The 26,266-nt window shown below is 63.6% G+C and carries 22 protein-coding genes; 17 read left to right on the top strand and 5 right to left on the bottom strand.

The window, feature by feature from the left end; genetic code table 11:
- The first annotated feature begins 7 nt into the window (after window positions 1–7).
- The 9 genes from BLS48_RS08390 to BLS48_RS08345 all read left to right on the top strand — a co-directional run bounded on the left by BLS48_RS08390 (window position 8) and on the right by BLS48_RS08345 (window position 12,284).
- A complete protein-coding gene (locus BLS48_RS08390) occupies window positions 8–1,336 on the top strand; it encodes a metal-dependent hydrolase family protein (protein WP_091576674.1) in 1,329 nt (442 codons plus the stop codon).
- Window positions 1,333–2,382, top strand: a complete 1,050-nt coding sequence (locus BLS48_RS08385) for a branched-chain amino acid ABC transporter permease (RefSeq protein ID WP_091576672.1) — start codon at window positions 1,333–1,335, stop codon at window positions 2,380–2,382. Before BLS48_RS08390 ends, BLS48_RS08385 begins: the two co-directional genes overlap by 4 nt.
- Window positions 2,379–3,407 (top strand): branched-chain amino acid ABC transporter permease, encoded by a 1,029-nt coding sequence (locus tag BLS48_RS08380; RefSeq protein WP_091576670.1) that lies wholly within the window; start codon window positions 2,379–2,381, stop codon window positions 3,405–3,407. The genes BLS48_RS08385 and BLS48_RS08380 overlap by 4 nt, the downstream gene beginning before the upstream one ends.
- 51 nt (window positions 3,408–3,458) lie before the next feature.
- A complete protein-coding gene (locus tag BLS48_RS08375; protein WP_091576669.1) occupies window positions 3,459–4,706 on the top strand; it encodes an ABC transporter substrate-binding protein in 1,248 nt (415 codons plus the stop codon).
- 24 nt (window positions 4,707–4,730) lie between these two features.
- Window positions 4,731–5,516: an ABC transporter ATP-binding protein gene (locus BLS48_RS08370; protein WP_091576667.1), complete on the top strand. Its 786-nt coding sequence runs from the start codon at window positions 4,731–4,733 to the stop codon at window positions 5,514–5,516.
- On the top strand, window positions 5,509–7,734 hold the full coding sequence (locus BLS48_RS08365) for an ABC transporter permease (RefSeq protein ID WP_091576666.1): 2,226 nt from the start codon (window positions 5,509–5,511) through the stop codon (window positions 7,732–7,734). The genes BLS48_RS08370 and BLS48_RS08365 overlap by 8 nt, the downstream gene beginning before the upstream one ends.
- Before the next feature lie 89 nt (window positions 7,735–7,823).
- On the top strand, window positions 7,824–10,010 hold the full coding sequence (locus BLS48_RS08360; protein ID WP_091576664.1) for a flotillin family protein: 2,187 nt from the start codon (window positions 7,824–7,826) through the stop codon (window positions 10,008–10,010).
- A 306-nt stretch (window positions 10,011–10,316) separates the two neighbouring features.
- The gene (locus BLS48_RS08350; protein WP_091576663.1) at window positions 10,317–10,754 is read left to right on the top strand and encodes an SRPBCC family protein; all 438 of its coding nucleotides are present in this window, start codon (window positions 10,317–10,319) and stop codon (window positions 10,752–10,754) included.
- A 9-nt stretch (window positions 10,755–10,763) separates the two neighbouring features.
- Window positions 10,764–12,284: an SRPBCC family protein gene (locus tag BLS48_RS08345; protein WP_091576661.1), complete on the top strand. Its 1,521-nt coding sequence runs from the start codon at window positions 10,764–10,766 to the stop codon at window positions 12,282–12,284.
- 8 nt (window positions 12,285–12,292) lie between these two features.
- Here BLS48_RS08345 and BLS48_RS08340 read toward each other — a convergent pair whose 3' ends face one another.
- Together BLS48_RS08340 and BLS48_RS08335 are read right to left on the bottom strand one after the other, a co-directional pair.
- Window positions 12,293–13,576, bottom strand: a complete 1,284-nt coding sequence (locus BLS48_RS08340) for a D-tagatose-bisphosphate aldolase, class II, non-catalytic subunit (RefSeq protein ID WP_091576660.1) — start codon at window positions 13,574–13,576, stop codon at window positions 12,293–12,295.
- Window positions 13,573–14,526 carry a sugar kinase gene (locus tag BLS48_RS08335; RefSeq protein ID WP_091576912.1) on the bottom strand — a complete coding sequence of 318 codons (954 nt, stop codon included), beginning with the start codon at window positions 14,524–14,526 and terminating at the stop codon, window positions 13,573–13,575. Before BLS48_RS08335 ends, BLS48_RS08340 begins: the two co-directional genes overlap by 4 nt.
- A 269-nt stretch (window positions 14,527–14,795) precedes the next feature.
- On the opposite strand from BLS48_RS08335, the gene BLS48_RS08330 reads away from it, so the two are divergent.
- Entirely contained in the window at window positions 14,796–15,830 is a 1,035-nt protein-coding gene (locus BLS48_RS08330) for a LacI family DNA-binding transcriptional regulator (protein WP_091576658.1), read from the top strand.
- Here BLS48_RS08330 and BLS48_RS08325 read toward each other — a convergent pair.
- The 3 genes from BLS48_RS08325 to BLS48_RS08315 form a co-directional block, all read right to left on the bottom strand.
- Window positions 15,818–16,786, bottom strand: a complete 969-nt coding sequence (locus BLS48_RS08325; RefSeq protein WP_091576657.1) for an alpha/beta hydrolase — start codon at window positions 16,784–16,786, stop codon at window positions 15,818–15,820. The two genes, BLS48_RS08330 and BLS48_RS08325, sit on opposite strands and share 13 nt — an antisense overlap.
- A 10-nt stretch (window positions 16,787–16,796) precedes the next feature.
- Entirely contained in the window at window positions 16,797–17,945 is a 1,149-nt protein-coding gene (locus BLS48_RS08320) for a Gfo/Idh/MocA family protein (protein ID WP_091576655.1), read from the bottom strand.
- 268 nt (window positions 17,946–18,213) lie between these two features.
- Window positions 18,214–18,975: a DeoR/GlpR family DNA-binding transcription regulator gene (locus BLS48_RS08315; protein WP_091576910.1), complete on the bottom strand. Its 762-nt coding sequence runs from the start codon at window positions 18,973–18,975 to the stop codon at window positions 18,214–18,216.
- A 162-nt stretch (window positions 18,976–19,137) separates the two neighbouring features.
- Here BLS48_RS08315 and BLS48_RS08310 point away from each other — a divergent pair, with 162 nt between their 5' ends.
- From BLS48_RS08310 to BLS48_RS08280, 7 genes are all read left to right on the top strand, one after another.
- A complete protein-coding gene (locus BLS48_RS08310) occupies window positions 19,138–19,938 on the top strand; it encodes a beta/alpha barrel domain-containing protein (protein WP_023756676.1) in 801 nt (266 codons plus the stop codon).
- 3 nt (window positions 19,939–19,941) lie between these two features.
- Complete coding sequence (locus BLS48_RS08305; RefSeq protein WP_091576653.1) at window positions 19,942–20,892, top strand: PfkB family carbohydrate kinase; 951 nt, start codon at window positions 19,942–19,944, stop codon at window positions 20,890–20,892.
- 90 nt (window positions 20,893–20,982) lie between these two features.
- Window positions 20,983–22,128, top strand: a complete 1,146-nt coding sequence (locus BLS48_RS08300) for an ABC transporter ATP-binding protein (protein WP_091576652.1) — start codon at window positions 20,983–20,985, stop codon at window positions 22,126–22,128.
- A gap of 122 nt (window positions 22,129–22,250) precedes the next feature.
- Entirely contained in the window at window positions 22,251–23,498 is a 1,248-nt protein-coding gene (locus BLS48_RS08295) for an ABC transporter substrate-binding protein (protein WP_091576650.1), read from the top strand.
- A gap of 133 nt (window positions 23,499–23,631) precedes the next feature.
- Complete coding sequence (locus BLS48_RS08290) at window positions 23,632–24,528, top strand: carbohydrate ABC transporter permease (protein WP_091576648.1); 897 nt, start codon at window positions 23,632–23,634, stop codon at window positions 24,526–24,528.
- Between the two features lie 5 nt (window positions 24,529–24,533).
- A complete protein-coding gene (locus BLS48_RS08285; RefSeq protein WP_091576646.1) occupies window positions 24,534–25,376 on the top strand; it encodes a carbohydrate ABC transporter permease in 843 nt (280 codons plus the stop codon).
- Between the two features lie 63 nt (window positions 25,377–25,439).
- Entirely contained in the window at window positions 25,440–26,261 is an 822-nt protein-coding gene (locus tag BLS48_RS08280) for a sugar phosphate isomerase/epimerase family protein (protein WP_091576645.1), read from the top strand.
- Window positions 26,262–26,266 lie beyond the last annotated feature (5 nt).

Below are 26,266 nucleotides of genomic sequence, written 5' to 3'. Positions count from 1 at the left end.
GCTTGTGATGGCAGACGACAGCTGGAACGGGAACGGCTCGAGCAGCACGCTGTTCACCAATGTGCGCGTGCTCGACGCGACAGGTGAATATCCATATACCGGTGAGGTGCTGGTGCAGGGAAACCGCATCAAGCAGATCACCAAGGGCTCGTCGCGCTTCGGCTCGTCCTCTTCATCTTCCTACAGTGGTGGCGCAACCGTCATCGACGGCATGGGCGCGACGCTGATGCCCGGCATGATCGACGCGCATCTGCATCTGTCGTGGAACAACGCACCCGGTATCGACCCCATCCAGATGATGGAGATCGAGGAGCACATGCTGGTCACCATGGAGATGGCCAAGCTGGTGCTCGACGCCGGCTTCACCGCCGGCAGGGGCGCGGCGGCCGCCAAGCCGCGCCTCGACGTCGTCGCCAAGAAATTCATCAACCAGGGCCGCTTCCCCGGACCGCGCTACCTGGCCGCCGGCCCGGAGATCACCACGGTCGGCGGTCTCGGCGATTCCGCGCCTTCACACATTCCGCATGAAGGGTTGAACCTCGGCATCGTCGTTTCCGGTCCCGAGGAAATTCGCCGCACCGTGCGCCAGCTGATCAAATACGGTGTCGATTCCATCAAGCTCAACCTGTCCGGCGAGAGCATCACCGGCATGGGCGCCGAGGAAACGCCGATGTCGGAGGAGGAGGTCGCGATGGCGGCTTCCGAGGCGCGCTGCCGCAACAAGGTGCTGTCGGCGCATGCGCGCTCGTCGGGCTCGGTCAAGCAGTGCATCCGCCACGGCATCCAGAACATCTACCACGCCTCCTTCGCCGACGAGGAAGCGCTCGACATGCTCGAGGCGGTCAAGGACAAGCACTTCGTCGCACCCGGCATCGCCTGGCTGATCAACACCGCGCGCCATGCCGAGCAATGGGGCATCAAGCCCGGTTCGCCGCTGTCTCTCGAATATGAGCGCGAGCTGGAGATGTGCATCGAGACCATGAAGAAGATGCACCGGCGCGGCATCCGCGTCTGTATCGGCGGCGACTACGGCTTTGCCTGGACGCCGCAAGGCACCAACGCCAAGGACATCCAGACCTTCGTCGAGATGCTCGGCTTCTCGCCGATGGAAGCCATCCAGGCCGGCACCAAATATGGCGGCCAGATCATGAACATGGGCGACGAGCTCGGCCTGATCAAGGAAGGCTACCTTGCCGACATCCTGCTGATCGACGGCGATCCGATCTCCGACGTTCGCATTCTGCAGGACAAGAACCGCATCCTCGCCATCATGAAGGACGGCAAGTTTCACAAGGCGCCGCGCATGAACGAGCAGCGTCGGCGGCTCACTGCATGAGCCTGCTCGACCAGCCATCCTCGCCGTCGCTTTCGGGCGGCGGCATGACACGGCGCCAGGCCTGGGGCCTCGTCGGCCTGTTTGCCGCCGCCGTCATCGTATGGCTGGTCTTTGCCGTCTGGCCGGATTGGCTGAACGCGATCCTGATCTCGAAGAAGGCGTTCGTCAGCGCCATCCTCAACGGTATCACTCTGGCCGGCCTGTATTTCCTGGTTGCGAGTGGCTTCACGCTGATCTTCGGCCTGATGCGCAACGTCAATCTGGCGCATGGCTCGCTCTATCTGCTCGGCGCCTATATCGGCTACGAGGTCACCAGCCGCACCGGCTACTGGCTGCTCGGCGTCGCTGCCGGCTTCGCCGTGCTGGCCATCGTCGGCGTCGTCATGCAGGTCTTCGTTTTCCGTCGCCTCGAAGGCGATGACCTGCGCCAGACCCTGGTCAGCATCGGCATCTCGATCGTCGCCGCCGACCTGATGCTGGCTGTCTGGGCCGGCGGCACCTATCAGATCGCGACGCCGGAATGGCTCGACGGCGCCTTGACCTTGCCAATCATCACCGCGGTGCGCTCCAACGGCGCCTCGGTCTTCCTCACCTATCCGCTCTACCGCTTGGTCGTGCTGGCGGCGGCGATCGTCATCGGCGTCGGGCTTTGGCTGATGCTGCACCGGACACGCGTCGGCATGATGATCCGTGCCGGCGTCGACGATCGTGCCATGCTGCAGGCCTCCGGCGTCAACGTGCACGCGGTGTTTGCCATCGTCTTTGCGGTCGGCGCCGGGCTCGCAGGCTTTGCCGGTGTCGTTGGCGGCTCGGCGCTGTCCGTCGCGCCCGGCGAAGATGTCCGCTACCTCCTGGCGTCGCTGGTCGTGGTCATCGTCGGCGGCATGGGTTCGATCACGGGAGCCGCCATCGGCGCGCTGCTGATCGGCCTCGCCGAACAGATCGGCCTCGTCTATTTCCCGACCTACGGCATCGTGCTGACTTTCGTCATCATGGTGGTCACGCTGGCGGTCCGGCCACAAGGCATCATGGGGAAAGCCCGATGAGCCTGGCCATCGCAACGGACGGCACGACACCGCGGCAGAACTGGCTGGAGAGGCTGGGCGCCGGCCACATCATCCTTGCCGTCGTGCTGGTGCTCTATCCACTGGTGGCGTCGGATTTCTTCCTGACGCAGATCGGCGGCTACTCGCTGATCTTCGGCATGATGGGCCTGTCGCTGATGCTGCTCGCCGGCTATGGCGGCATGGTCAGCCTGGCGCAGATCACGGTTGCCGGCATCGCCGCTTATGCCATCGCCATCCTCGGCAACAACAATTCAAACATCCTCGGCTTCGGCTGGCCGTGGTGGCTCGCGGTGCCGTTCGCGGTTCTCGCGGCGGCACTGGCGTCGGCGCTGATCGGCTGGATCTCGGTGCGCACCGAGGGCATCTACACGATCATGATCACGTTGGCGATCGCCACCGCGACCTACTATTTCGCCCAGCAGAACTACGCCATCTTCAACGGCCATTCCGGCTATGCCGGCATCCGCGCCCCGGCCTTCTGGGGCATCAGCTGGCGTGACCCGAAGCCCTTCTATTATCTCTGCCTCGGCCTGGCGGTGCTGTCCTACGCGGCGGTGCTTTACGGCTCGCGCTCGACCTTCGGCATGACCTTGCAGGCGATCCGCGACAATCCGCGCCGCATGCGCGCGCTCGGCTACCACGTCACCGCGCACAAGGTCTTCGCCTGGCTGCTGGCCGGCGTCATCGCCGGATTGGCCGGCGTGCTGCTGGTCTGGTTCAACGGCCGTGTCTCGCCCGGCACCATCGGCGTCGATGCGGCGATCGACGTGCTGATCATTGCCGTCATCGGCGGCCTTCGCCATCCGATCGGGCCGTTTCTCGGCGCGGTCGTCGTCATTCTGATGCAGACCTTCGCCATCGATATCGTCGGCGCCGAGCGCTTCAACACGCTGATCGGGCTGGTGTTCCTGGTGATCGTCTTCGTCTCACCGGATGGAATTCTTGGGTTGTGGGGGAGGATCAAGCCACATCTTGCCCAGGAGTCCTTGCGTCCCGGCTCGTAGCGGCCGGGATGGAATGAACCACTGCAAAACGAAATCAACGGGAGGAAAATCATGAGGATGCATAGACGTACATTGCTGGCCCTGGCGGCGTTTACCGGGCTGACCGCGCCTTCGATGGCGCTGGCTGCCGACGACACCATCAAGATCGGCCTGCTCGCCACCTTCGAGGGACCGTTCACGGTGCTCGGCGAGGACGGCGAGCGCGGTGCCATGACCGCTGTCGCCGAGATGAACGGCACGGTCGCCGGCAAGAAGATCGAGATCGTCAAGGGCTCGTCCGACGCCTCGCCCGACAGCGCCGTGCGCGCGGCGCGCAAGCTGGTCGAGCAGGACGGCGTCAAGGTGCTGGTCGGCCCGCTTTCGGGGGACGAAGGCCTGGCCGTCAAGGACTATGCCAAGACGCAGCCGAACGTGACCTTCATCAATGGCACCTCGGCCGCGCAGGACACGACATTGCGCGATCCGGCGGAAAACTTCTTCCGCTTCTCGACCGACGGCGCCCAGTGGATGGCCGGTCTCGGCACCTATGCCTTCAAGGACAAGGGCTACAAGAAGGTCGCCACCGTCGCCGAGGATTATTCCTTCCCCTACACGCAGGTGTTCGGCTTCATGGCCGAGTTCTGCAAGGCCGGCGGCCATGTGCCGTCGAAATCCTGGGTGCCGATCGGCAACAAGGACTTTTCTTCGGTCATCGCCGCCATCCCGGAAGACGTTGACGCGATCTACGTCGCGCTTGGCGGCGCCGATGCGGTCAACTTCCTGACCCAGTACCAGCAGGGCGGCGGTTCCGCACCGCTGATCGGCGGCTCGATCACCGTCGACCAGACGGTGCTGACCTCGAAAGGCAAGCTGCGCGACGTGCTGAAGGGCACGCCCTCGGCCGGGCCGACCGCCGACACCAATGACGCGCCGGCATGGAAGGCCTTCGTCGAGGCCTATAAGAAGCAGCCGGGCGCCTTTCCCTCGCCGTCACTCTTCGCCCATGGCTACTATGTCGACATGAAGGCGACGCTGCTCGGTCTCGATCAGGTCGGCGGCGATGTCTCCGACGGCGGCAAGAAGCTGCGCGATGCGCTGTCGAAGCTGTCCTTCGACACGCCGACCGGCAAGGTGTCGCTCGACAAGAACCGCAACGCGATTGCCGACATCTTCCTGACCGAGGTCACCGAAGGCGCCGACGGCAATCTCATGAACAAGCTGGTCAAGGTGGTGCCACAGGTCAACCAGACGCTCGGCATTCCCGAAGACGAGTTCATGAAGCTTGGCGCGGTCAACCGCGACAATCCGAGCTGCCCGTAACAGCGACATCGAGTGTAGCCGCCAGTGACCGAAAGCTTCGCAGCAAACCGTCTCCAGAGCACCGGCGCCTATGCGTTGGAGCTCGATGGCGTGGCGCGGCATTTCGGTGCGCTGGTGGCGCTCTCGGGCATCAATATGAGGATCGCGGCCGGCGAACGGCGTGCGGTCCTCGGCTCCAACGGCGCTGGCAAGACGACCCTGTTCAATGCCGTCACCGGCGACTTCCTGCCGACATCAGGGCGCATCCGCTTCTTCGGCGAGGACATCACCGACCTGCCGCCGCATGAACGCATCCGGCGCGGCCTGCGGCGTACCTATCAGATTTCGCAACTGTTCAAGGGCCTGTCGGTCCTCGACTCCATCTTTCTCGCCTGCCGGGGTGTCTCGCGCCGGCGGTTTTCGCTGCTGCGTCCGGCGGCCAGCGACGTCAACATGGTGCAGGCGGAGTCGATCCTCCACGCCGTGCATCTCGAGGCCTATCGCGATACGCTGGTGGCGACGCTGAGCCACGGCCAGCAGCGCCAGTTGGAGATCGCGCTGGCTCTCGCCGGCGCGCCGCGCTTCATCCTGTTCGACGAGCCGGCGGCCGGTCTTTCGCCGACCGAACGACGCGATCTCGTGGCCATCCTCAACGCGCTGCCGAAGCACATTGGTTACATCATCATCGAGCACGATCTCGATGTCGCCCTGCGCGTGTCGGAATATGTCTCGATGATGCACAATGGCCGTCTGTTCAAGGAAGGCACGCCGCAAGAGATCGAAGCCGATCCCGAGGTCCAGGAGATCTATCTCGGGGGCAAGCATGGCTGAGCGCCAGACCCCCTCCGGCAAACCAACCAGGGCCATCCTCCGAATAGACGACCTGCAGGTTTTCTATGGCGAAAGCCATGCGCTGCAAGGTGTTTCGCTGACGCTGGAGAGCGGCGTGCTGTCGGTGGTCGGCCGCAACGGCATGGGCAAGTCGACGCTCTGCAACACCATTGTCGGCCTGAAGCGCGCGCGCTCCGGTTCGATCCGCGTCGATGGCCGCGAGATATCGGCGCTCGAGCCGCACGAGATCCACCGTCTCGGCGTCGGCTATGTGCCGCAAGGGCGCCGCGTCTGGCCGAGTCTGACGGTCGATGAACATCTGCGCCTTGCCGCAGGCAACCGGCGCGATGCCAGCTGGACGGTCGAACGCGTCTACCAGACCTTTCCGCGCCTGGCTGAACGCCGCACAAATGGCGGCTCTCAGCTGTCGGGCGGCGAACAGCAGATGCTGGCGATTTCGCGCGCGCTGCTCAGCGATCCGAAGCTGCTGGTCATGGACGAGCCGACCGAAGGCCTGGCGCCGATCATCGTCGACCAGGTCGAGCAGATGCTGGTCAACCTCGCCGCCGAAGGCGAGATGGCGGTGCTGGTCATCGAGCAGAATATCGGCGTGGCGACCGCGGTGTCGAACCAGGTCGCCATCATGGTCAATGGCCGCATCAACCGGCTGATGGACGCAAAGGCACTCGCCGCCGACCGTGAGTTGCAGCAGCGGCTGCTTGGCGTTGGCCGCCATGCCGAGGAAGCGCCCGTCACGGCGGCGGAAGCCGCACAGGCAAAGGAACAACTGGCGGAAGTCTATCGCGTCGACCGCACCGCCGCCGGCTCGGCCGAACCAATGCCGCGCAATGGCGTCTATCGTCCGGTCACCGACCTGCCCAACCGCTGGAACGTGCCGGTCACGGAAATGCGGCAGGCAGCGGTCGACAAGGCAGCACCTCAGGACGATCTGAAGAAGGTCTTCGCCATCCCCTTCGCCGAGCGTATCGGCCGGACCGTGCTGGTCGCTGGCACCTTCGACACCAAGGGCAAGGAACTGCGCTTCGCCGCCGACCGGCTGAAGTCGCTCGGCATCCCGGTGCGCACCGTTGATCTCTCGACATCGGGAAAACCGACCAGCGCCGACGTGCCCGCCATGCAGGTGGCCGGCATGCACGCGCGCGGTTCGTCCGCCGTCTTCACCAATGATCGCGGCGGCTCGGTCAGTGCCATGGCGGAAGCCTTCGCGCGCTGGATCGAGCGCGAGCCGCACATCGGCGGCATCATATCGGCCGGTGGCTCCGGCGGCACCACGCTGGCAACGGCGGGAATGCGCGTGCTGCCTGTCGGCATACCCAAGCTGATGGTGTCGACGGTGGCGGCCGGCGATGTCGCCAAATATGTCGGCGGCGCCGACATCATGATGTTCCATTCGGTCGCCGATGTGCAGGGGCTGAACTCGATCACCGAACAGGTGCTGTCCAACGCCGCGCACGCCATGGCCGGCATGGTCGCCCAACTGCCCAACGCCGAGGCGTGGGAAGCCAGGCGCAAACTGGCTCGGCCGGCTGTCGGCATCACCATGTTCGGCGTCACCACACCGGCGGTGCAGGCGGTGGCCAGACGTCTCGAAGCCGACTATGACTGCCTCGTCTTCCATGCCACCGGCATCGGCGGACGGGCCATGGAAAATCTCGGCGACTCTCGCCTGTTGTCGGCCTTCCTCGACTTGACCACCACGGAAGTGGCCGACATGATCGTCGGCGGCGTCTTCCCGGCGACCGAGGATCGTTTCGGCGCGGCGATCCGCACCGGGCTGCCTTATGTGGGCTCGACCGGCGCGCTCGACATGGTCAATTTCGGCCCGCGCGACAGCGTGCCGGAGAAATTCCGCAGCCGCAAATTCGTCATCCACAATCCGAACGTCACCCTGATGCGCACCACGCGCGACGAGAACCGCGCCTTCGGCGAATGGATCGGCGCGCGGCTCAACGCCATGAATGGCCCGGTGCGGTTCCTTCTGCCCGAAGGCGGCGTGTCGATGCTCGATGCGCCCGGTCAAGCCTTTCACGATCCTGAAGCCGACAACGCCCTGTTTGAGGCCATCGAGAGAACCGTTCGCCAGACTCCGTTGCGCCATGTCGAGCGGGTGCGGGCAAACATCAACGAAGCGCCTTTCGTCGACGCGGCGATCAACGCATTCCACGCGATCACGCCGAAGCTGCAGAGGCGGGCATGAAGAATTGGACTTCGCCACCGTGCGGGTGGATGTTTGAAAATATCGCCGGTCGCCCCGTGCCGACCGTATTGTCTTGGGGAGGATAGATCATGGACGCGCAAACCTTTGGCGCTTTCCTGTTGTGGCTGATCATCGCCGCGGTCGTCGTGGTGATCGCCGTCTACATCTTGCGCTGGCTCTATCGCCGCTCGACCAAGGAGACGGCGTTCGTGCGCACCGGCTTCATGGGCGAGAAGGTGGTGGTGAATGGCGGCGCCTTCGTCATTCCGGTGCTGCACGATATCACCCCGGTCAACATGAACGTGTTGCGCATCGAGGTGCGCCGCGAGGATGGTTTTGCGCTGATCACCAAAAACCGCATGCGCGTCGACCTGATCGCCGAGTTCTTCGTCCGCGTCGGCGCCAGCCGCGACCTTGTGGCCGCCGCCGCGCAGACGCTTGGCCGCCGCACGCTGCAGCCCGACAGCCTGCGCGAATTGCTGGAAGGCAAGTTCGCGGGCGCCCTGCGCACGGTCGCGGCCCAGATGACGCTGGAGGAGATGCACGAACTGCGCGGCGACTACGCCGCCAAGGTGCGCAGCCTCGCTTCGGAATCGCTCGCCGCCAACGGGCTCGAGCTGGAAAGCGTCGCCATCGTCGATCTTGACCAGACCAGCCTCGAATATTTCGACCCGTCCAACGCCTTCGACGCCGAGGGCCTGACGCAGCTGACGGAATCGATCGAGACCCGCCGCCGGATGCGCAACGAGATCGAGCAGCGCACGCTGGTCGATATCCGCAACCAGAACCTCGACACCCAGCGCAAGGTGCTGGAGATCGACCGCGACAGCGAGTATGCCCGCCTCGAACAGGAGCGCGAGGTCGAGATCCGCCGTGCCGCGCAGCGCTCTGAGCTCGCCATCGAGCGCGCGCTGCGAGACCAGGAATCCGAGCAGGCGCAGCTTTCGTCGCGCGAAGCCGTCGAGAAGTCGCGCCTCAACCAGGAGCGAAACATCACCGAGGAGCGCATCAAGAGCGAGGAAGACACGCAGCGTCGCGAGATTGCGCGGCGCCGTTCGCTCGACGAGACCGAGATGAAGATGCGTGAACTGACCGAGCGTGAGCAGATTGCGCTTGAACTGTCGCTGGAAAAGGCCCGCATCGAGCGGGAGGGCACGCAGAGCCAGCTCGAGATCGAGCGCAGGAAACTGCTCGAGGTCGCGGAGCTGGAGCGTCAGATCGCGCTGGCTGAAAAGGCGCTGGAAGTGACGAAGGCCGAGGCGGAAAAGCGCCGCGCCGAGATCGTCGAGAACCAGGCAACCGAGACGGCGCGGATCGCGCAGGATCGCGCCATCGACGAGGTCAGGATCGCAAGGGAGCGTCACCTCGAAGCGCTGCAGATCGCCAAGCGTCAGGCTTTCGAGGAAGCCGAGATCTCGGCCGGCGAAGAGGTCGAGCGCGCCCGCATCACCACCGAGCGCGGCATCGAGGAGGCCCGGCTGATCAAGGATCGCGATATCAGGCAGCTTGGCGTCGACCGCGACCAGAAGATCGAGATCGCCGAAATCCAGAAGGCAATCGACATCGCCAAGAAGACGCAGGAGCGGTCCTCGGCCATAGCCGCTTCGGAAGCCGTCCGCGCCAAGGCCATCCAGGCCGAGGAACAGGCCTTCACCGCCCGCGAGCGCGAGATCGCCGAGCGCCGCAAGCTGACCGACCTGATCGGCGCGCAACGCGAAGCCGAGCGTGACGCCTTGCGCATAGTCTCTGCCGCGGATGCCGAGATGAAGGCGGCAAAGAGCCTTGCCGAAGCGCAGAAGATCGCCGCCGTCGCCTCGGCCGAGTCGGAGAAGATCCACGCCCTTGCCGCCGCCCAGCGCTACGAGGTCGACGCCGCCGGCCATCGTCAGCTCAACGAGGCCGAAAACATCCTTTCCGAAGGCGCGCGGGCAGGGCGTCTGCGTGGCAAGCTGCTCGACCACATGGAAGGCATCATCCGCGAGAGCGTCAAGCCGATGGAGAAGATCGAGGGCATCAAGATCCTGCATGTCGACGGCATCAACGGTGGCACCGGCGGCAACCGCAACGTCACCGACGAGGTCATCGACTCGGCGCTGCGTTACCGTGTGCAGGCGCCGATGATCGACAATCTGATGAAGGAGATCGGCATCGAAGGCGGCTCGCTCGGCCGCATGACCGACGTGCTGCGCGATGCCAAGGACATTTCGAGCCTGACCCGCGACAAGAAGGGCAAGGGCAAGCCTGCCAAGGACGACGATGACGACCGCGATCACTGAGGTGAGGGCGGTGTTTCCTTGCGCTTCGTTGGGCCGTGCGAGACGATATTTTACGCCTGATTGCCATGCTGCGTCGGTTCGCGATGATTGCCAAGTGGTTCCCCCACTCCGTCGCTGCTTCGCAGCGCCACCTCTCCCCCCTCCGGAGGGAGAGGAAGGGAGCCCGCCGCGGACGGTTCGCGCCCTTCCTCTCCCCCGTCGATCGGGGGAGAGGTGTCGAGCGAAGCTCGACGGAGTGGGGGTCGAGCTGGCGCGGCGCGAGACAATGCATGCGCGGACTTCCATGCCGATAGCCGGCTCGTAAGCATGACCAAGGTCTATGTCTCCTCAGTCATTCCCGCGCCGGCGGCGGAAGTCTGGAAGCTCGTGCGCAACTTCAATGGTTTGCCGGGCTGGGCGCCTTTCGTCGCCGAGAGCCGCATCGAGCAGAACGCGCAGGCCGACCAGATCGGTTGCATCAGAAGCTTCACGCTGAAGGACGGCGGGCGGATCCGTGAAAGGCTGCTGGCGCTGTCCGACTATGATCTATCCTGCAGCTACGCGATTCTCGAAAGCCCGATGGCGGTGGAGAATTATGTCGCCACCCTGTCGCTGACACCGATCACCGACGGCAATTTGACGCTCGCCGAATGGCAGGCCGAGTTCGACTGCGCCGCCGACCGCGAAGCTGCCCTGATGCATCAGATCGGCAATGGCGTGTTCCAGACCGCCTTGACCGCGTTGAAACACCGGTTCGGGCGCTGACGCGGCCCGATGGTCCAGGTTCGCCAGAGCACGATCATCGATGCGCCGATCGACGAGGTCTGGGCGATCCTGCGTGATTTCAACGGTCACGACCGCTGGCACCCGGCGATCTCGTTTAGTGAAATCGAAGGCGGCGAACCTGTCGATGCGGTCGGCGCGGTGCGCCATTTCCGGCTCGCCGACGGTGGTGAGCTGCGTGAGCAACTGCTGGCGTTGTCGGACAAGGATCATCGGTTGAGCTATTGCCTGCTCGAAGCGCCGCTGCCGCTGATGGGCTATGTCGCCTCGCTGCGGCTGAAGCCGGTGACCGATGGCAACGCGACCTTCTGGGAATGGCGCTCCGAATTCAACCCGCCGGCGCATCGCCGCGACGAACTGGTCAAGCTTGTCACCGAAGGTATCTATCAGGCCGGCTTCTCGGCCGTGCGCAACCTCTTGCGACGCAGAAGCGTGGTTTCGCCGATCGACGCGAGACAACCGCGGGCGGTTGCAGTGCCGATGCCATCCGCAAGCGTGCCTCGCACGGTGTCAACGGTTGCTCCGGGTCAGGCCTCGACGACCAAGGCAATCCTGGTCGAACGTTATGGCGGACCGGAGGAGTTACAGCTCAGGGAAATCGGATTGCCGCCACTGGAGCCGAACCAGGTGCGGATCCGTCATACGGTGATCGGCGTCAACTTCATCGACGTCTACTGCCGCACCGGTTTTTTCGACCTATTGCAGCCGCCTGGCGTGCCGGGCATGGAGGCCGCAGGCGTCATCGAGGCGGTTGGCCCGGCGGTGTCGGGCTTTTCGGTCGGCGATCGCGTCGCCTATGCCTGCCCACCGGTTGGCGCGTATGCGGAGCGGCGCAACATGGCGCCCGAGCTGCTGGTTCATCTCTCCAACGATATTCCAGATGAGATTGCCGCTGCCGGCCTGCTCAAGGGCGTTGCCGCGAGTTTCCTGTTGCATGATGTCCATGTCGTGAAGCGCGGCGACATCGTTCTCATCCATGCGGCGGCTGGCGGCATCGGCCAGTTGCTGGTGCAATGGGCCCGCCATCTCGGCGCAACGGTGATCGCCACGGTGTCGAGTGATGACAAGGCGCGGATCGTCGAGCGTCTCGGCGCGCACCATGTCATCGTCTATTCCCGCGAAAATTTCGCCGAGGCCGTCATGCGGCTGACGGGAGGCATGGGCGCCAATGTCGCCTATGACGCGGTCGGCAATGACACCTTCGCCGGTTCGCTGGCGGCCCTTGCCGTGCGTGGCCATCTCGTCAGTTTCGGCCAGGCTTCGGGGCCGGTCGGCAATTGGGATATCGGCCGCTTCGCCTCCAGGTCGCTCACCATTTCGCGGCCCAACTACGCCCACTACACCGACACGCCGGAGAAGCTCGCGCCGCATGTCGCCAGGTTTTTCCAGGCCCTTCGCCAGGGCGTCGTCAGGGTCGAGGCGCCGACCCGATACGATCTTGCCAACGCCGCCGACGCGCACCGCGATCTGGAATCCCGGCGCACGACGGGAGCCCTGGTCTTGCTGCCGTAGTCGGCGGGTCAGCCCGTTGCGCTGGCGTAGATATCGAGAACCTGTGTCACGCTGCCGATCAGCAGGTCCCTGGCCCTTGGCGCGACGGACCCGTTCGCCACCGGGCGGTCGAGATGGCCAAGGTACTGGCTGATGAGGGGTGGGGGGATGTCGCGGTCGCCGAGCGCCTGCATCAGCGCGTCCGTGGCTTGCTTCGCCGCCGGTGCCGGCCAGTAGTAGCGGATGCGGTCGCTGTAGGAGAAATGGCGTTCTATCCGCTGCTCGGCCTCGGAGCCGTGGTAATAGTTCTTCCAGTTGGCGGGCGCTGCCTGCATGGCGCGTTCCATGGCCGCCGGCAGGCTTTCGCGCGCCGCATCGGGAGCGAGGACATCGGCAATGTGGCTCAGACCATAGAGCGCCTCGCGCAGGGCGAAAGTCAGCCATGGCCCGACCTTGAGGATGGCAAAGCCATTGTCGACCAGCGCGGTCAGCGCCGCGACCGGCTGGTAGTCCGTCGAATGGGCCTCGAAGACGAATTGCGGCAGGTCCCGCAGCGTGCCGGCCAGGGCGCCGGCGCGTTCCGGCTGGTAGGCGATCACCTCGGCATTGCCGAATTCGACGCCCGGCTGCACGACGACGCCGATCGCGCGCGAAAAGGCCTGGTCGAGGCCACGGCGGCTGAAAGCCTGCCGGTGGATCCGTACGGTCTCCAGTGCCGCCTCCGGCGTCGTCACCGCCAGATGGTCCAACGCCTCGAAGGCACCGCCAGGTACCGGCACTTCCGTGCCGATGACGTAGACAGGTTTGGCGCCACTCGCTCGTTCGCTCGCGGCCTCGGCCGCCGCGGCCAGTTCCGCCGCGCGCGCGGCAATCGTCGCGTCGGGCGGTGCGGCACCTTCGCCGGCGCAGCCCATGCTGGCGTCGAGATGGATCTTGGTGAAGCCGGCTTCCGCATAGGCGTCGACCATGCGCGAGGCCTTTGCCATGGCCTCAGGCGCGGGCAGATGCTTCCAGGGATTGGGCCCGAGATGGTCACCGCCAAGCACGAGCCTGTCCAGGGGAAAGGCGACCTTGCCGGCGATCGTCTCGACAAAACGCCGGAAGTCCCCGGGCGTCATGCCGGTATAGCCGCCCTCGTGGTTCACCTGGTTGCAGGTGGCCTCGATCAGCACGTCGGCGTCGCGCGCCTTGCCGTGGCGTAGCGCCGCCTCGATGACGAGCGGATGGGCCGAGCAGATCGAGGCGATGCCGCGGCGCTCGCCGGCCGCGCGTCGCGTCGCGATGGCAGCCAGCCTGTCCGTCGCCTGGCTCACTCCGTCTCTCCGGTCTCGGCCGTCTCGATGAAGGCCTCGACGGCGGCAAGGGAGGCTATGCCCTCCATCGGCCCCTTCTTCGTGACCGCCAGTGCGCCGCAGCCATTGGCGATTCTGAGCGCCTTCTCGGGCGTCGCCCCGCGCAGCCAGAAGGAGACAAAGGCGGCGGCAAAACAGTCGCCGGCGCCGGTCGGGTCGATTTCGTCGACGACGAATCCGGGCGACGCGGTGCGTCCGGCCTGGTCGTAGTGAACGGCGCCTTGTGCCCCCTTCTTGATGACCACCGTCGAGATGCCGCGTTCCAGCATTTCGCGCACCGCGGCTTCCTCGTCGGTCGCCCTGGCGAAGATGAACAGTTCCGGCCCGCTTGGCAGGAACAGATCCGTTTTCGACAGCACGAAATGCAAGGCGTCGCGCAGGCCCGGCAAATCGAGCATTTCCGCGCGGATGTTGGGGTCGAAGGAGACCGTGCCGCCGCGCGCCTTGACGGCTTCGATCCCGGCGCGGGCCACCGCGATCGTTTCAGGCGAGAACAGCGACGTGCCCATGACGTGAAAATGGTCGGCACCGGCCAGCAGCGCGCGCGCCTCGGTGCCGATCTCGATCAGGCCGGCGGCACTTTGCTTGATGTTGTAGACGAAATGCCGGCTGCCATCCGTCTCGTAGGTGACGAAGGCGGTTCCCGTGGCGGCGCCGCGATGCACCTTGATGGCCGAGATGTCGGCGCCGTCGGCGCGCAGGCGCTCGATGTTCAAATGTCCGAAATCGTCATCGCCGACCGCGGCGATCAGGCCCGCCGGTTGGCCGAGCCGCGCCGCCTGGTCGATGAAAATGGCCGGTGCGCCGGATGGAAACGGGCCGACGAGTGGCCCGGGAGCAAGGAAACTCTGGCCGATCCGCTCGGCCATGATCTCGACCAGGATCTCGCCGGCGCAAACCAGTTTCTTCATGTCCTCACCATTCGCCAGATAGCATCGGGCCCGCGGCCGGATGCGAAGCGCCATGTTGCGTCTTGTCGCGTTCTCAAAGCGTATGTCGTCAGTTTTAGAGCGTCAATAAATAATTTGACGCACGTAATGTTTTTGCGCTGTATTGGGAAACGTGAAAATTTGACTGAATAAGTTCGGTCAAGCATTGCCGCTTCCGGGCAACGGCCGCATGACTGGTGACGGCCGGATCGTCCCGGTCGGCGATTGTGGCAAGAGGACCTGAAAGATCGATGGCGGAGAAGACGCACCGCACGATGGATGACTTCGCCCAGGCATGTGGCGTGTCCCGCCCGACGCTGTCGAAGTATTTTGACGATCCGGCGAGCGTGAAGCCGGCGACGCGAGCACGGATCGAAGCCGCCCTGCGTTCCTCGGACTATCAGCCGAACCTTTTCGCCCGCAACCTCAACCGCAAGCGCACCCGCAACATCGGCATCGTCGTGCCGACGATCACCGATCCGTTCTATGCCGAGATGGTCAGCCGCATCGAATTTCGCTGCCGCGACGAAGGCTATTGGCCGATCGTCATCTCCTCGCACGGCTCGCCGAAGCTGGAAGCGGAATCGGTCAGGACGCTGTTGTCACTAAAGGTCGCGGGCGCGATCATCGCGCCGCTGGGCCTGGCCTCCGACCGCAGCGTTTTCGACAAGCTCGGACAGGACATTCCGATCGTCTATTTCGACACCTATATCGAGGGCGATACGCCATTTGTCGGCAACGACAACCGGCAGAGCGTGTCGACCATCGTCGACTATCTGTGCCGGTCGGGCGAGCCGCCGGCCTATCTCGACATTCCACATGTCAACCACAACTCCGGCGAACGGCAGGAAAGCTACATCATCGCGATGGAGACGGCCGGGTTCGAGCCGGTCGTCATCGAGGCGGCGCGCGATTACACCTGGGACTTCGAGCGTGTCGGCTACGAGCAAATGGAAGCGATGCTGGAGACCGGCACCTTGCCCGGCCGCACCATCCTGTGCGCCAACGATCGTCTGGCCTTCGGCGTGATGTCGGCGGCGTTCTCGCGCGGCCTGAAGATCGGCCGCAGGCCCGACTGCGATCTGCGCGTTGCCGCGCATGACGATCATCCGCTGAGCCGCTACACCTGTCCGGCGCTGACCACCATGGCGCAGGATTTCGCCGCCATGGCTGGCCGCAGCGTCGAGATTCTGCTGGCTCTCCTGGACGAAGCCAACTTGCCGAGGCAAGGCATGGAACGCACGGTCAAGCTCGATGCCACCCTGGTGATGCGTCAGTCGGCTTGAGCAGCCGACGCCAGCGAACCCCGTTCGAATTGACGCCAGGCAGCCACGCCTTCGGCCACCACTTGCCGCGCGGCAGGGATATGGCGTCCCATCGAGACGAAGCCATGGATCTGGCCCGGCCATTGCCGCAGGATCATCGGAACGCCCGCGGCTTGCAGGCGCTTGGCATAGGCTGCCCCTTCGTCGGCAAGGATATCGCAGCCGGCAAGCGCCACGAAAGCCGGCGCGACGCCGGCGAGTTCAGGCGCCAGCAGTGGCGAGACGCGCCAGTCCATGATGTCGTCGGGCGTTCGCATATAGTGGTCGCGAAACCATGCCATGGTGGCGGCCGTAAGCCCGAAGCCGTCGCCGAAACGCCGGTAGCTGTCGGCCGTCTGTCGCGCATCGGTGTTGGGATAGATCAGGATCTGCGCGGCAAGCGCTGGCGCCAGCCCGTCGCGGGCGAGCAGCGCCAGTACGGCGGCGAGATTGCCGCCGGCGCTGTCGCCGGCAACGCCGATGCGTGTCCGGTCGATGCCGAGTTCGGCGGCGTTCTCCACCATGAAGCGGAGCGTTGCCCGGGCATCCTCCAGCCCGGCGGGAAATTTGTGTTCCGGCGCCAGGCGATAATCGGGACAGACAATGACGGCGCCGCCGAGATTGGCCAGCCAGCGGCAGATCTCGTCATGCGAATCCAGATTGCCGATGACCCAGCCGCCGCCATGCAGATAGAGCAGCGCCGGCGCCCCGCTTCGTGGCGCGCCGATGCCGCGATGGATGCGGATCGTGACAGGCCCGTTCGGCCCGTCGATCTGCTGCTCCAAGGTCGTTGCAATTGGCTCGTGCTCGCCCTGCAGCGTCGGGAACGAAGCGTTGTAGGCGGCGCGCGCCGCCGCCACGCTACCGTTCTCGAAAGGCTCGCCGCCGGCCGCGCGGCCGATTTCGAGGACGCGCAGCGCATCCGGGTCGAGTGTCATCCTCATATCCTCAGGCCAGCAGGCTGTTCGCCTCGTCCTCGGTCAGCAGGGCCGGCTGGGTGACGTCGCCTGCGACGGCGACCGAGCCCTGTGTTTCACCGGAACGCAGGATCGCCTCCATGATTTCCAGCACGTGCAGCGCCAGATTGCCAGAGGCGCGAGGCGTGTTGCCGGTTTGGAGCGAGCGCACCAGATCGGCGACGCCGAGCATGCGGTAGTTGGCGCGATCGGGTGCCGCATAGGGCCAGTTGCGGGCGCCATAGAGTTCGCCTTCGCTGGCGAAATCCTTCCACTCGGCGCCGCGTTCGGAGAGCGAGACGGTGCCGCCGAATGTGTCGGGGTCGGGCAGTCGCATCGAGCCTCCCGTGCCGTGCAGCTCGATCGGGTGGTTGGAGTGGCGAAAGACGTCCCAGGAGGCGCCGAAGGTGACGGTCGCGCCAGAACGGAATTCAAGCAGTGACAAGACGTTGGTGGGCGTGCCGACCTTGAATGTGGTGTTCTTGAATGGTCCCTCGGCGGTGATCAGCCGTTCCTCCTGGCCGCGCGTCGCCATCGCCATGACCCGCTCGACCGGACCGAGCAGGTTGACCAGCATGGTCAGATAGTAAGGGCCCATATCGAACACCGGCCCGCCGCCCGGCTGATAGTAGAACTGCGGGTTGGGGTGCCAGTGCTCCATGCCGCGGCCCATCATGAAGGCCGTGCCGGTGACCGGACGACCGATGGCGCCGTCGTCCATCAGCCGGCGCGCACGGCGTCCGGCGGCGCCAAGGAAAGTGTCGGGCGCCGAGCCGAGCAGCAGGCCGCGCTTTGCCGCCTCCGCCACCAGGCGGCGCCCGTCGCTGGCCGAAGTTGCCAACGGCTTTTCGGTGAAGACGTGCTTGCCGGCCGAAAGCGCCGAGAACGAAATGTCGAAATGCGCCGCCGGAACGGTCAGGTTGAGGACAAGATCGATCTCGGGGTCGGCCAGCAGCGCATCGACGCCGAGTGCCTGGATGCCATATTCCTTCGCCCGTACCGCCGCCATGTCGGCCGAGATATCGGCGCAGGCGCGCAACTCGATCCCGCCGAAGAGGGCGGCATTGCGCAGATAAGTCATCGAGATATTGCCGCATCCGATGGCGCCGATCCCGAGCTTCGTCTTTGATTTTCCGTGCATTTTTGATCGTACCTCCCCAAAGCGGTCATGGTCTGCCGAATCCATTACGCCGGCAACGGATCGTCTTCGAAAAGCGCTATACAACATTTTAAATATTGACGCGCGTAAAATTTTTATACAACATGCGAGAATGCTGGCGCGTTATCGGGAGGCTGCCAGCCCTGGGAGGAGAAAATGACAGACCTGAAAAAGGGCCGGGTGCCGATGCGAATCCCGTGGGTCATGCGCGCATTGGATATTGCCGTCGCGGCCGGGAATCTCGACGGGGTCAGGCATAGATCACCTTGACCCCGGTCCTATCAAGCTGGCTGCGTATCGGGCCGGACAGGCCATCGTCGGTGATCACGACATCGACGCTCGACAGCGAAAATGCCTTGGAGGTCCCGCTGACGCCCCATTTGCTCGAATCCGCAAGGAGGACAACGCGCCGGGCCATGCGCACGAGGTTTCGCTTCGTTCGCGCCATGTCTTCGTTCACGTCGACCACATCCAGTGATGAGTCAATCGCATGCGCTCCAACAAAGACCTGATGCGCTACCAAGCCGCCGAGAGCCGTGTCGGCATCGGTGATCAGCGTGCTCACCGTGTCTGGATAGACCCGGCCACCGATCATGTGAACGTCGAGCCCGGGCCGATGCATCAGATGCTGCACGATATTCATCGCCGTGGCCGCGACCACGACATTGCTGAGCGGCGGTAACAGCATGGCAACCTGCATCAATGTCGAGCCGCCGTCGAAGATGACCGACTGGTTGTCCTCGAACAGTTCTATCGCTGCCCGGGCGATGCGTTTCTTTGCATCGAGGTTCGTTTGCATCCGCCGGGCGAACGCGGCCGTGGTCGAATCCGTGGTCCGGGTCACCGCCCCTCCACGGGTCTTGGTCAGCAGTCCCTTGCGGTCCAGTATCTCGAGGTCGGAGCGCACCGTGACTTCCGACACGCCAAAATCGTCTGACAGGTCCTTGATGCGAACCTGTCCGCTGCGTTGCACTTCACCCAGGATCGATTGGCGTCTCTGCTCTGACAACATTTCCCTGTCCTTGCCTCCATGCGCCAGGCGATCGCCCTGGCCTCGGTTCACTTTACCAAAAATACGCGAATTCGAAAGCTTTCGAAAGATTGCATTTATCTTTTCTTTCGCAAACACTGGGTCCGGGATTTTGAAATCAATCGATTGGAGAGTTTTGGACTCATGAGCCTCGGAACCAAGGTGCGCTTGGCGCGCCTCTTCTCACATCCATCGGGGAATCTTTTTGGCGGCGCGGTCGATCATTTTGTCGGCTATGGCGACGTGCGCAAAGGAGGTCTTGCTGACCTGCCGGGCGCGCTTGCACGCGTCATGGTGGGCAAACCCGATTACGTCAGCATCCAGCCTGGCACCGCACGCCATCTGTGGCCGCAATACGCGGGCAAGGCTTCCCTGGTGATCCAGGCCGGCTGCTTCACCCCAGACGATCGCATCAGTGAACTGATTGCAACGCCCGAGGATGCGGTGCGCGCTGGCGCCGATGCGTTGGCCGTGGCCATTCCGGTGCGCGGCGCGACCGAGGGCAAATACATACGCTGGCTGACCGATTCGGTGAATGCGGCGGCCCGTTACGGCATGCCGGTGGTGGCGCATATCTACCCTCGCGATTTCACCGACGGCGCAAAAATCGTCTTCACCCCCGACGAGATCGCCTATGCGGCGCGCATCGGCTACGAGTCCGGCGTCGACGTGATCAAGATCGGCTACACGGGCGATTTCGAGTCGTTCCGAGAGACCGTTCGGACCTGCCCGGTGCCGGTCGTGATCGCGGGTGGTCCGAAGACGGATACGCTGCTCGGCGCGCTTCAGCAGACGGCGGACGCCATCCGTGCCGGCGCGCGCGGTGCCGTGGTGGGCCGCAATCTCTGGGGGCATGGCGATCCGGAAAAGGCAGCGATTGCCTTTCGGGGCGTCATCCATGACGGCCTTTCGGCGCAAGACGCCCTGGCGAAGGCGGGTGCCTGATCGATGCCCACCGTCCCTTCAATCCTCGGCTTCGGAGCTATTGCGATCGACGACATCGTCTATGTCGATCAGCCGTTGTCGGCAGGCAAGGGGAAGGTTCTTGAAAGTGCCCGGGCGTTCGGGGGAAATGTCGCGACGGCACTTGCCACCGTCGCGCGGCTCGGCGGAAGCGCCGGGTTCGTCGGATGGCTGGGCAGTGCCGCCGACGACGCCGTGTTGTGCGATCTCGTTGCGAGCGGCGTTGAAACCGCGTTCGCGCCGCGCCACCCGGACGCGCGCCCGGTGCGCTCGCGGATCACCGTCGGTTCGGATGGGGAGCGGTTCATCGCGTATGACGACGAAGCAATGCTGGGCACCGCGCCGGACTTTCCGGACGAGGTTCTCGGCCGCGCGACCGTCCTGATCGTCGATAGCTATGCGATCCGGTCGCTGGATGTCGTGGCTCGGGCTCGCGATCTCGGCCTTGCGATCCTCGGCGATATCGAATGGAGCGGCGGCCCGGCCACGGAGCGGCTGATCGCGCTCTGCGACCATCTCATTCTTCCACTCGGCTTTGCGCGGACTGCCACGGGGTGCCGATCGCCCGCCGAGATGCTCGATGCATTGTGGTTGCCGTCGCGGTCCGCCGTGGTTCTGACCGATGGTGGCAGGGGCGTTTACTATCGCGGACGCGATGCGACAGGGTTCTGGCACCTGCCTCCACACCGGGTTGCCGTCGTCGACTCGACCGGTGCCGGTGACTGCTTTCATGGCGCCTATGCCCATGCATTGACGCGCGGTGCCGACACCGCCGGCCGGGTGGCATTCGCTGCCGCGGCGGCGGCCCTTTCGATAACGGGGCGTGGCGGGCGCGAGGCGCTTCCGACCGACGACCAGGTCACCGAACTCCTGGCGTCGACGAACGCGCCGTCGGCAGTCGAACTGAAATATGCGCAACTCGATACCGGAACATAGCTCGAACTATCCGAGGAAGTATTTCGCAGGTGAAGATAAGCCGAGGACAATCATAAAAATCAGTGGCTTAGACTTGTGGAGGGAGGAAATATGGCAGACGTCGTTCTTGAGAATATCTGCAAGACATACGGGAACAATTTTCACGCAATCGACCAATTGAACCTGTCGGTCGAGGACGGCGAGTTCTTGATTCTCGTCGGGCCGTCCGGCTGTGGAAAATCCACCGCGTTGCGGATGATCGCGGGATTGGAGGACGTCACCAGTGGCAGCCTTCGGATCGGCGGAGTCGACGTCGTCGACATGCCGCCCAAGGACCGCGACATCGCGATGGTCTTCCAGAGCTACGCCCTTTACCCGCATATGACGGTGTTCGAAAACATCGGCTTTTCGATGCGGCTGGCAGGCAAGCCGAAGGCCGAGCGCAAGAAGCGCGTCGACGAGATCGCCAAGACCCTTCAACTGACGTCTCTGCTGGACAGCAAACCCGCGAACCTTTCAGGCGGACAGCGTCAAAGGGTTGCCATGGGCCGCGCCATGGTGCGCGAGCCGGCAGCCTTTCTCATGGACGAACCCCTTTCCAATCTGGACGCGAAACTGCGTGTTCAAATGCGCGCCGAAATCACCCGCCTGCAAAAGCAGCTCGGCGTGACGACCATTTACGTGACCCACGACCAGACCGAAGCGATGACGATGGGGGACAGGGTCGCCGTGCTGAAGGGCGGCGTGCTGCAGCAGGTCGACACACCCAAGAGGCTCTACGAATCGCCGGTGAACGCGTTCGTTGCCGGCTTTATCGGTTCTCCCTCGATGAACCTTTTCGAGGCCACCATGACGGGCGGCGAACTGATGTCCGGCGCCTTCGCCATTCGGCTGCAGGATGCAGCCTTCGTGCGCAGGCCGGGTTTGAAGTCGTATGCGGGGCGCAAGGTCGTGTTCGGGATACGACCGGAGGATCTCTATGACAGCAGCCTCGAATCCGGCCGCAAGTATCAGACGATACCGGCAAAGGTGACCTCGATCGAAGAACTCGGGTCGGAACATATCGTCCATTTGAACATCGATGCGGTCCGGGTGGACTCCGGCGACCCCGACGCGGTGCAGGATTTCGGCCTGACGTCGAATGCGGTGGCGAGATTCGAACCCGACAGCACAGTCCGCTCCGGTTCGGAAATCCGGTTGGCCCTGGATGATACCAAGCTCCATTTCTTCGATCCCGAGACGCATTTGGCGATCTGAAGATCTGTGGCAGAGCCCGCAGGCGAGGGTGAGGCGCCTGCGAAGTACTCGTAAGAAGACTTCTGAATGAAGCAGACGATCGGCTGCATTGTGCCGTCGATCCCAAAGAAGGAGGAGAAGAAATGACGTTTCGGATAAAGCCCGCGATGCTGAAAATAGCCGCGGCAGCATGGTTGCTTGGCGCAACCGCGGCCATGGCGGACACCACGCTGGAATTCACCCAATGGTGGGAGCCTGAACTGCCCGCTGGCTCCTTGCGGAAAATCATGGACGATTTCGAGGCCGCGAATCCCGGCATCAAGGTGACGCTGGTCAGCGGCCCCTATGCGACCACGCGAGACCAGATCTCGGTTGGTGCTGCAACCGGAACGCTCAGCGACGTCGTCGGGCTCGACGGCGCCTGGGTGAACAATCTGAATGCGCAGGGTGCGCTCGCCGACATGAACCCGATGATGGATGCGAGCAAGTTCGACAAAGCCCAAGTCGCGGACATCATCAAGGTGGACGGCAAGGCGGTGATGTTTCCCGTCGCTTCCTTCGTCTATCCGGTCTTCGTGAATTTGGACCTCGCCGCCCAGGCTGGCGTAACCAAACTGCCGTCGACCCGTGCGGAGTTTCTCGAAGCCGCCAAGAAGATGACGCACGCCGACAAGAACCAGTATGGCTGGGTGCTGCCCCTGTCGCTGCAAACACCATCCGGCGTCCAGAACGACATGATGTCGTGGGTTTGGGCTTCGGGTCAGTCGATGATGGCGAACGGCAAGCCGGACCTTGAGGGCAAACCGGTGGTGGATATGCTCACCTTCGTCAAATCACTCAACGACGCCGGCACCATCTCGCCCGGCATCGCCACCAAGACCGAGCAGGAAAAGGTCGAGGAATTCGTCAACGACCGCGTCGGGATGATGATCGACTCGCTCGCGCATGTGAACCTCATCCGCAAGCGCAATCCCAAGCTGAACTTCGACCTCATCCCGGTCCCGGTCGTGGAAAACTATACCGGCAAGCGCGGCCTTCCCTATGCCTCCTGGGGCATCGGCATCTCTGCTGCCTCGAAACATCAGGAAGAGGCCTGGAAACTCGTCCAATATCTGATGAGTGAAAAGGTGAACGCCAAGCTCGTGTCGCTTGCAAACGCCTTCCCGGGCAACGTCAACGCCAAGCCCGATTTCGTCACCTCGGACAAGGCTTTCGGCAAGGCTTTTGAAATCTTCAAGACCGGTTATCTCGCCAATGAGTTCACGGGCCTGCCGGTGGCTGAAGACCTGATGACCCAGTTCGACGTGCAAGCCCAGAAGATGCTCGCTGGCGAGCAGTCTCCGGAACAAGCCGCTGCCGCCGCTCAGAAGGGCTGGATGGCGAAATTCTGATCGGCCTGTTCCCGTTTCTTCGACCGGGTGGCCTGACTTCGGGCAGGCCACCCGGCAACAACGGATCGGCAATTTGAGATGGACCTGTTTTTGAAGCTTACCTTCTCATGAAGGCGTATCCCAAGGTTGGCACATGACCCGGCAAAAGCGCTCCCACCACAAGCTGAAACGAGCGGTCGCACCCTACCTCTATCTGTCGCCATCGCTGCTCATAATCGGGCTTCTGATGCTGCTGCCGATGGTGACGGTGATTGCCTACTCGTTCCAGAACAGCGCGGTGCTGCGTCGTGACCCATCCTTTGCCGGACTGAAACACTACCAGGCGATCTTCGACGACCCCGTGTTCTGGGCATCGCTGTGGCACACGCTCTACTTCACATGCATGAGTGTCATTTTCCACATGACCATCGGCATGATCTTCGCGCTCATGCTGAACAGCGACCGCATCAATCCGACACTGCGCAATATTTTGCGCGTGCTCTACATACTGCCCTGGCTGTTCACCGCGGTGATCATCGCCGTGATCTGGCGCCTCCTGCTAGAGCCGAACGGTGTCGTGAATAGCATTCTCATGCAATTGGGCATCATCGGTTCCAAGGTCGAGTGGTTTTCCTCGCCCGAGACCGCGCTGCACGCCGTCACCTTCGCCAACATCTGGGCGGGCTATCCGCTTTTCATGGTCAGCCTGCTCGCGGGTTTGCAGGGCATTCCCAAGGATTTCTACGAGGCCGCCGATATCGACGGGGCAAAAGCCTACCAGAAGCTGATTTTCATCACCATCCCGCAGCTGATGCCGATCATCATCAGCATCTCGCTGCTCGACTTCATCTGGACCATGCAGGTCTTCCCGTTGATCTGGATAACCACGGGCGGTGGCCCGATCTACTCGACTGAGGTCCTCAGCACCTACACGTACAAGCTGGCGTTTTCGAGCTACAACCTGTCACAGGCGTCGGCGAGCGCCGTGGTCATCCTGCTGATCTCCCTCGGCCTAACGCTGTTCTATATTCGCTATCAGAAGGCTCGGTAGTCACCATGAGGAAACGAAACTCTGGCAAAGACAAGCTGATCACTGTCGCGCTGCATGTTGCTCTTGCGGTTGGACTGTTCTTCGCGGCCTTCCCGATCTACTGGATGCTGAGCAGCTCGTTCAAGTCGAACACCGAAATCTTTGCCCTGCCACCAACCATCCTGCCAAAGGCCTTCACGCTGGAAGCGTATGCAGCCATCCTTGGCGACTCGGTAAAGCTGCGCTTCTTCTTCAACAGCTATTTCGTGGCGGGAGCGGTGACCGTGCTGACGGTGCTGATCGCCTTGCTGGCGGCCTACGGGTTCAGCCGCTTCAACTTCCGCGGCAAGGGCAGCCTGAACACACTCATCATCAGCACGCAGACGATCCCGCCAATCACACTTTTGATCCCTTTCTTCGGGCTTGTCGTCTCATATGGCATCTTCGACACCTACGTCGCACTGATCCTGACTTACCTGGTATTCACGCTGCCCTACGCGATCCTGCTGATGACGGGATATCTGAACACCTTGCCCCGCGATCTTGATGAAGCCGTGCTTGTAGATGGCGGCACCAGTTGGACCGCGCTTTGGCGGGTTGTCGTCCCGATTTCACTGCCCGGTATCGTGGCGACGTCGGTCTACACCTTCCTGTTGTGCTGGAACGAATTTCTCTTTGCGCTGACGCTGACGAAGTCAACGTCCATGCGCACCGTCCCAATCGGCATCCAGCTGTTGATGGGGCAGCACGCCTTCGAATGGAACCAGATGATGGCGATGAGCGTGCTCGGCTCGCTACCGCTCTTGCTCATCTACCTCGTTGCCCAGAGGTACTTCCTCGCCGGCATGACCGCGGGCTCGGTCAAGTAGCATGTCCATCCCAGGGCGACGCAGAGTGGCATCAAGTAATAAGCGGTATCAAGGATTGAAAGAATGAACGTGAAAGACCTCAAAGTCGGCTGCCAGACCTTCACCTGGGAAATGCTCGGCGACCGTTTTACCGGTGGCCCCGACGATCTGTTGAAGGCGATCGCCGATGGCGGCTATTCCGGTATCGAGATCACCGACACCATGATCGGCCGCTACGCCGACAAGCCGGCGGAGTTCGCGACCGCGCTGAAGGCATCCGGGCTGACGCTCGTCTCCTTCGCCTTCGGCTCGAAGAGCGGCTTCACGCTCAAGGACCAGATCAGCGCCGACCTCGAGGCGGCGCAGCGCTGGATCGATTTCGCTTCCGCCTTTCCCGGTGCGCTGGTGTCGATGGGCTCGGCAACCGTGGTGTCCGACGGGCCGCGCGACGACAAGTTCGCCATCGCGGCGGAGGTTTACAACAAGGCCGGCGAGCTTGGCCGCAAGGCCGGTGTCCAGGTGGCGGTGCATCCGAGCTCGCACCACAACACGCTGTTGTTCGACCGCGCCGACTATGACAGGATCTTTGCCTTGCTCGACCCCGATCTGGTCGGTTGGGTGCCGGACACCGGCCATATCCTGCGCGGCCACAAGGACATGGCCGACACGCTGCGCACCCACCGCGATCGCATCCGCTACATCCACCTCAAGGACGTCGACGCCAACGGCACCTGGACGATGCTGGGCAAGGGCGTCTGCGACACATCAGCGGTCATCGAGATCGCAAACACCGCGCCGCGCTTCAACGGCTGGCTGGTGCTCGAAGAGGAATCCGACACGGCCGCCGCCGACCCCGCCGGCGCGGTGAAGACCAATCGCCAGACGATGCGCAGCTACGGCGCCTGAAGAAC

The organism is Mesorhizobium qingshengii (assembly GCF_900103325.1).
Classification (GTDB): domain Bacteria; phylum Pseudomonadota; class Alphaproteobacteria; order Rhizobiales; family Rhizobiaceae; genus Mesorhizobium; species Mesorhizobium qingshengii.
Note: the sequence above shows the minus strand (reverse complement) of the source record. Positions and strands in the feature narration are given on the sequence as shown.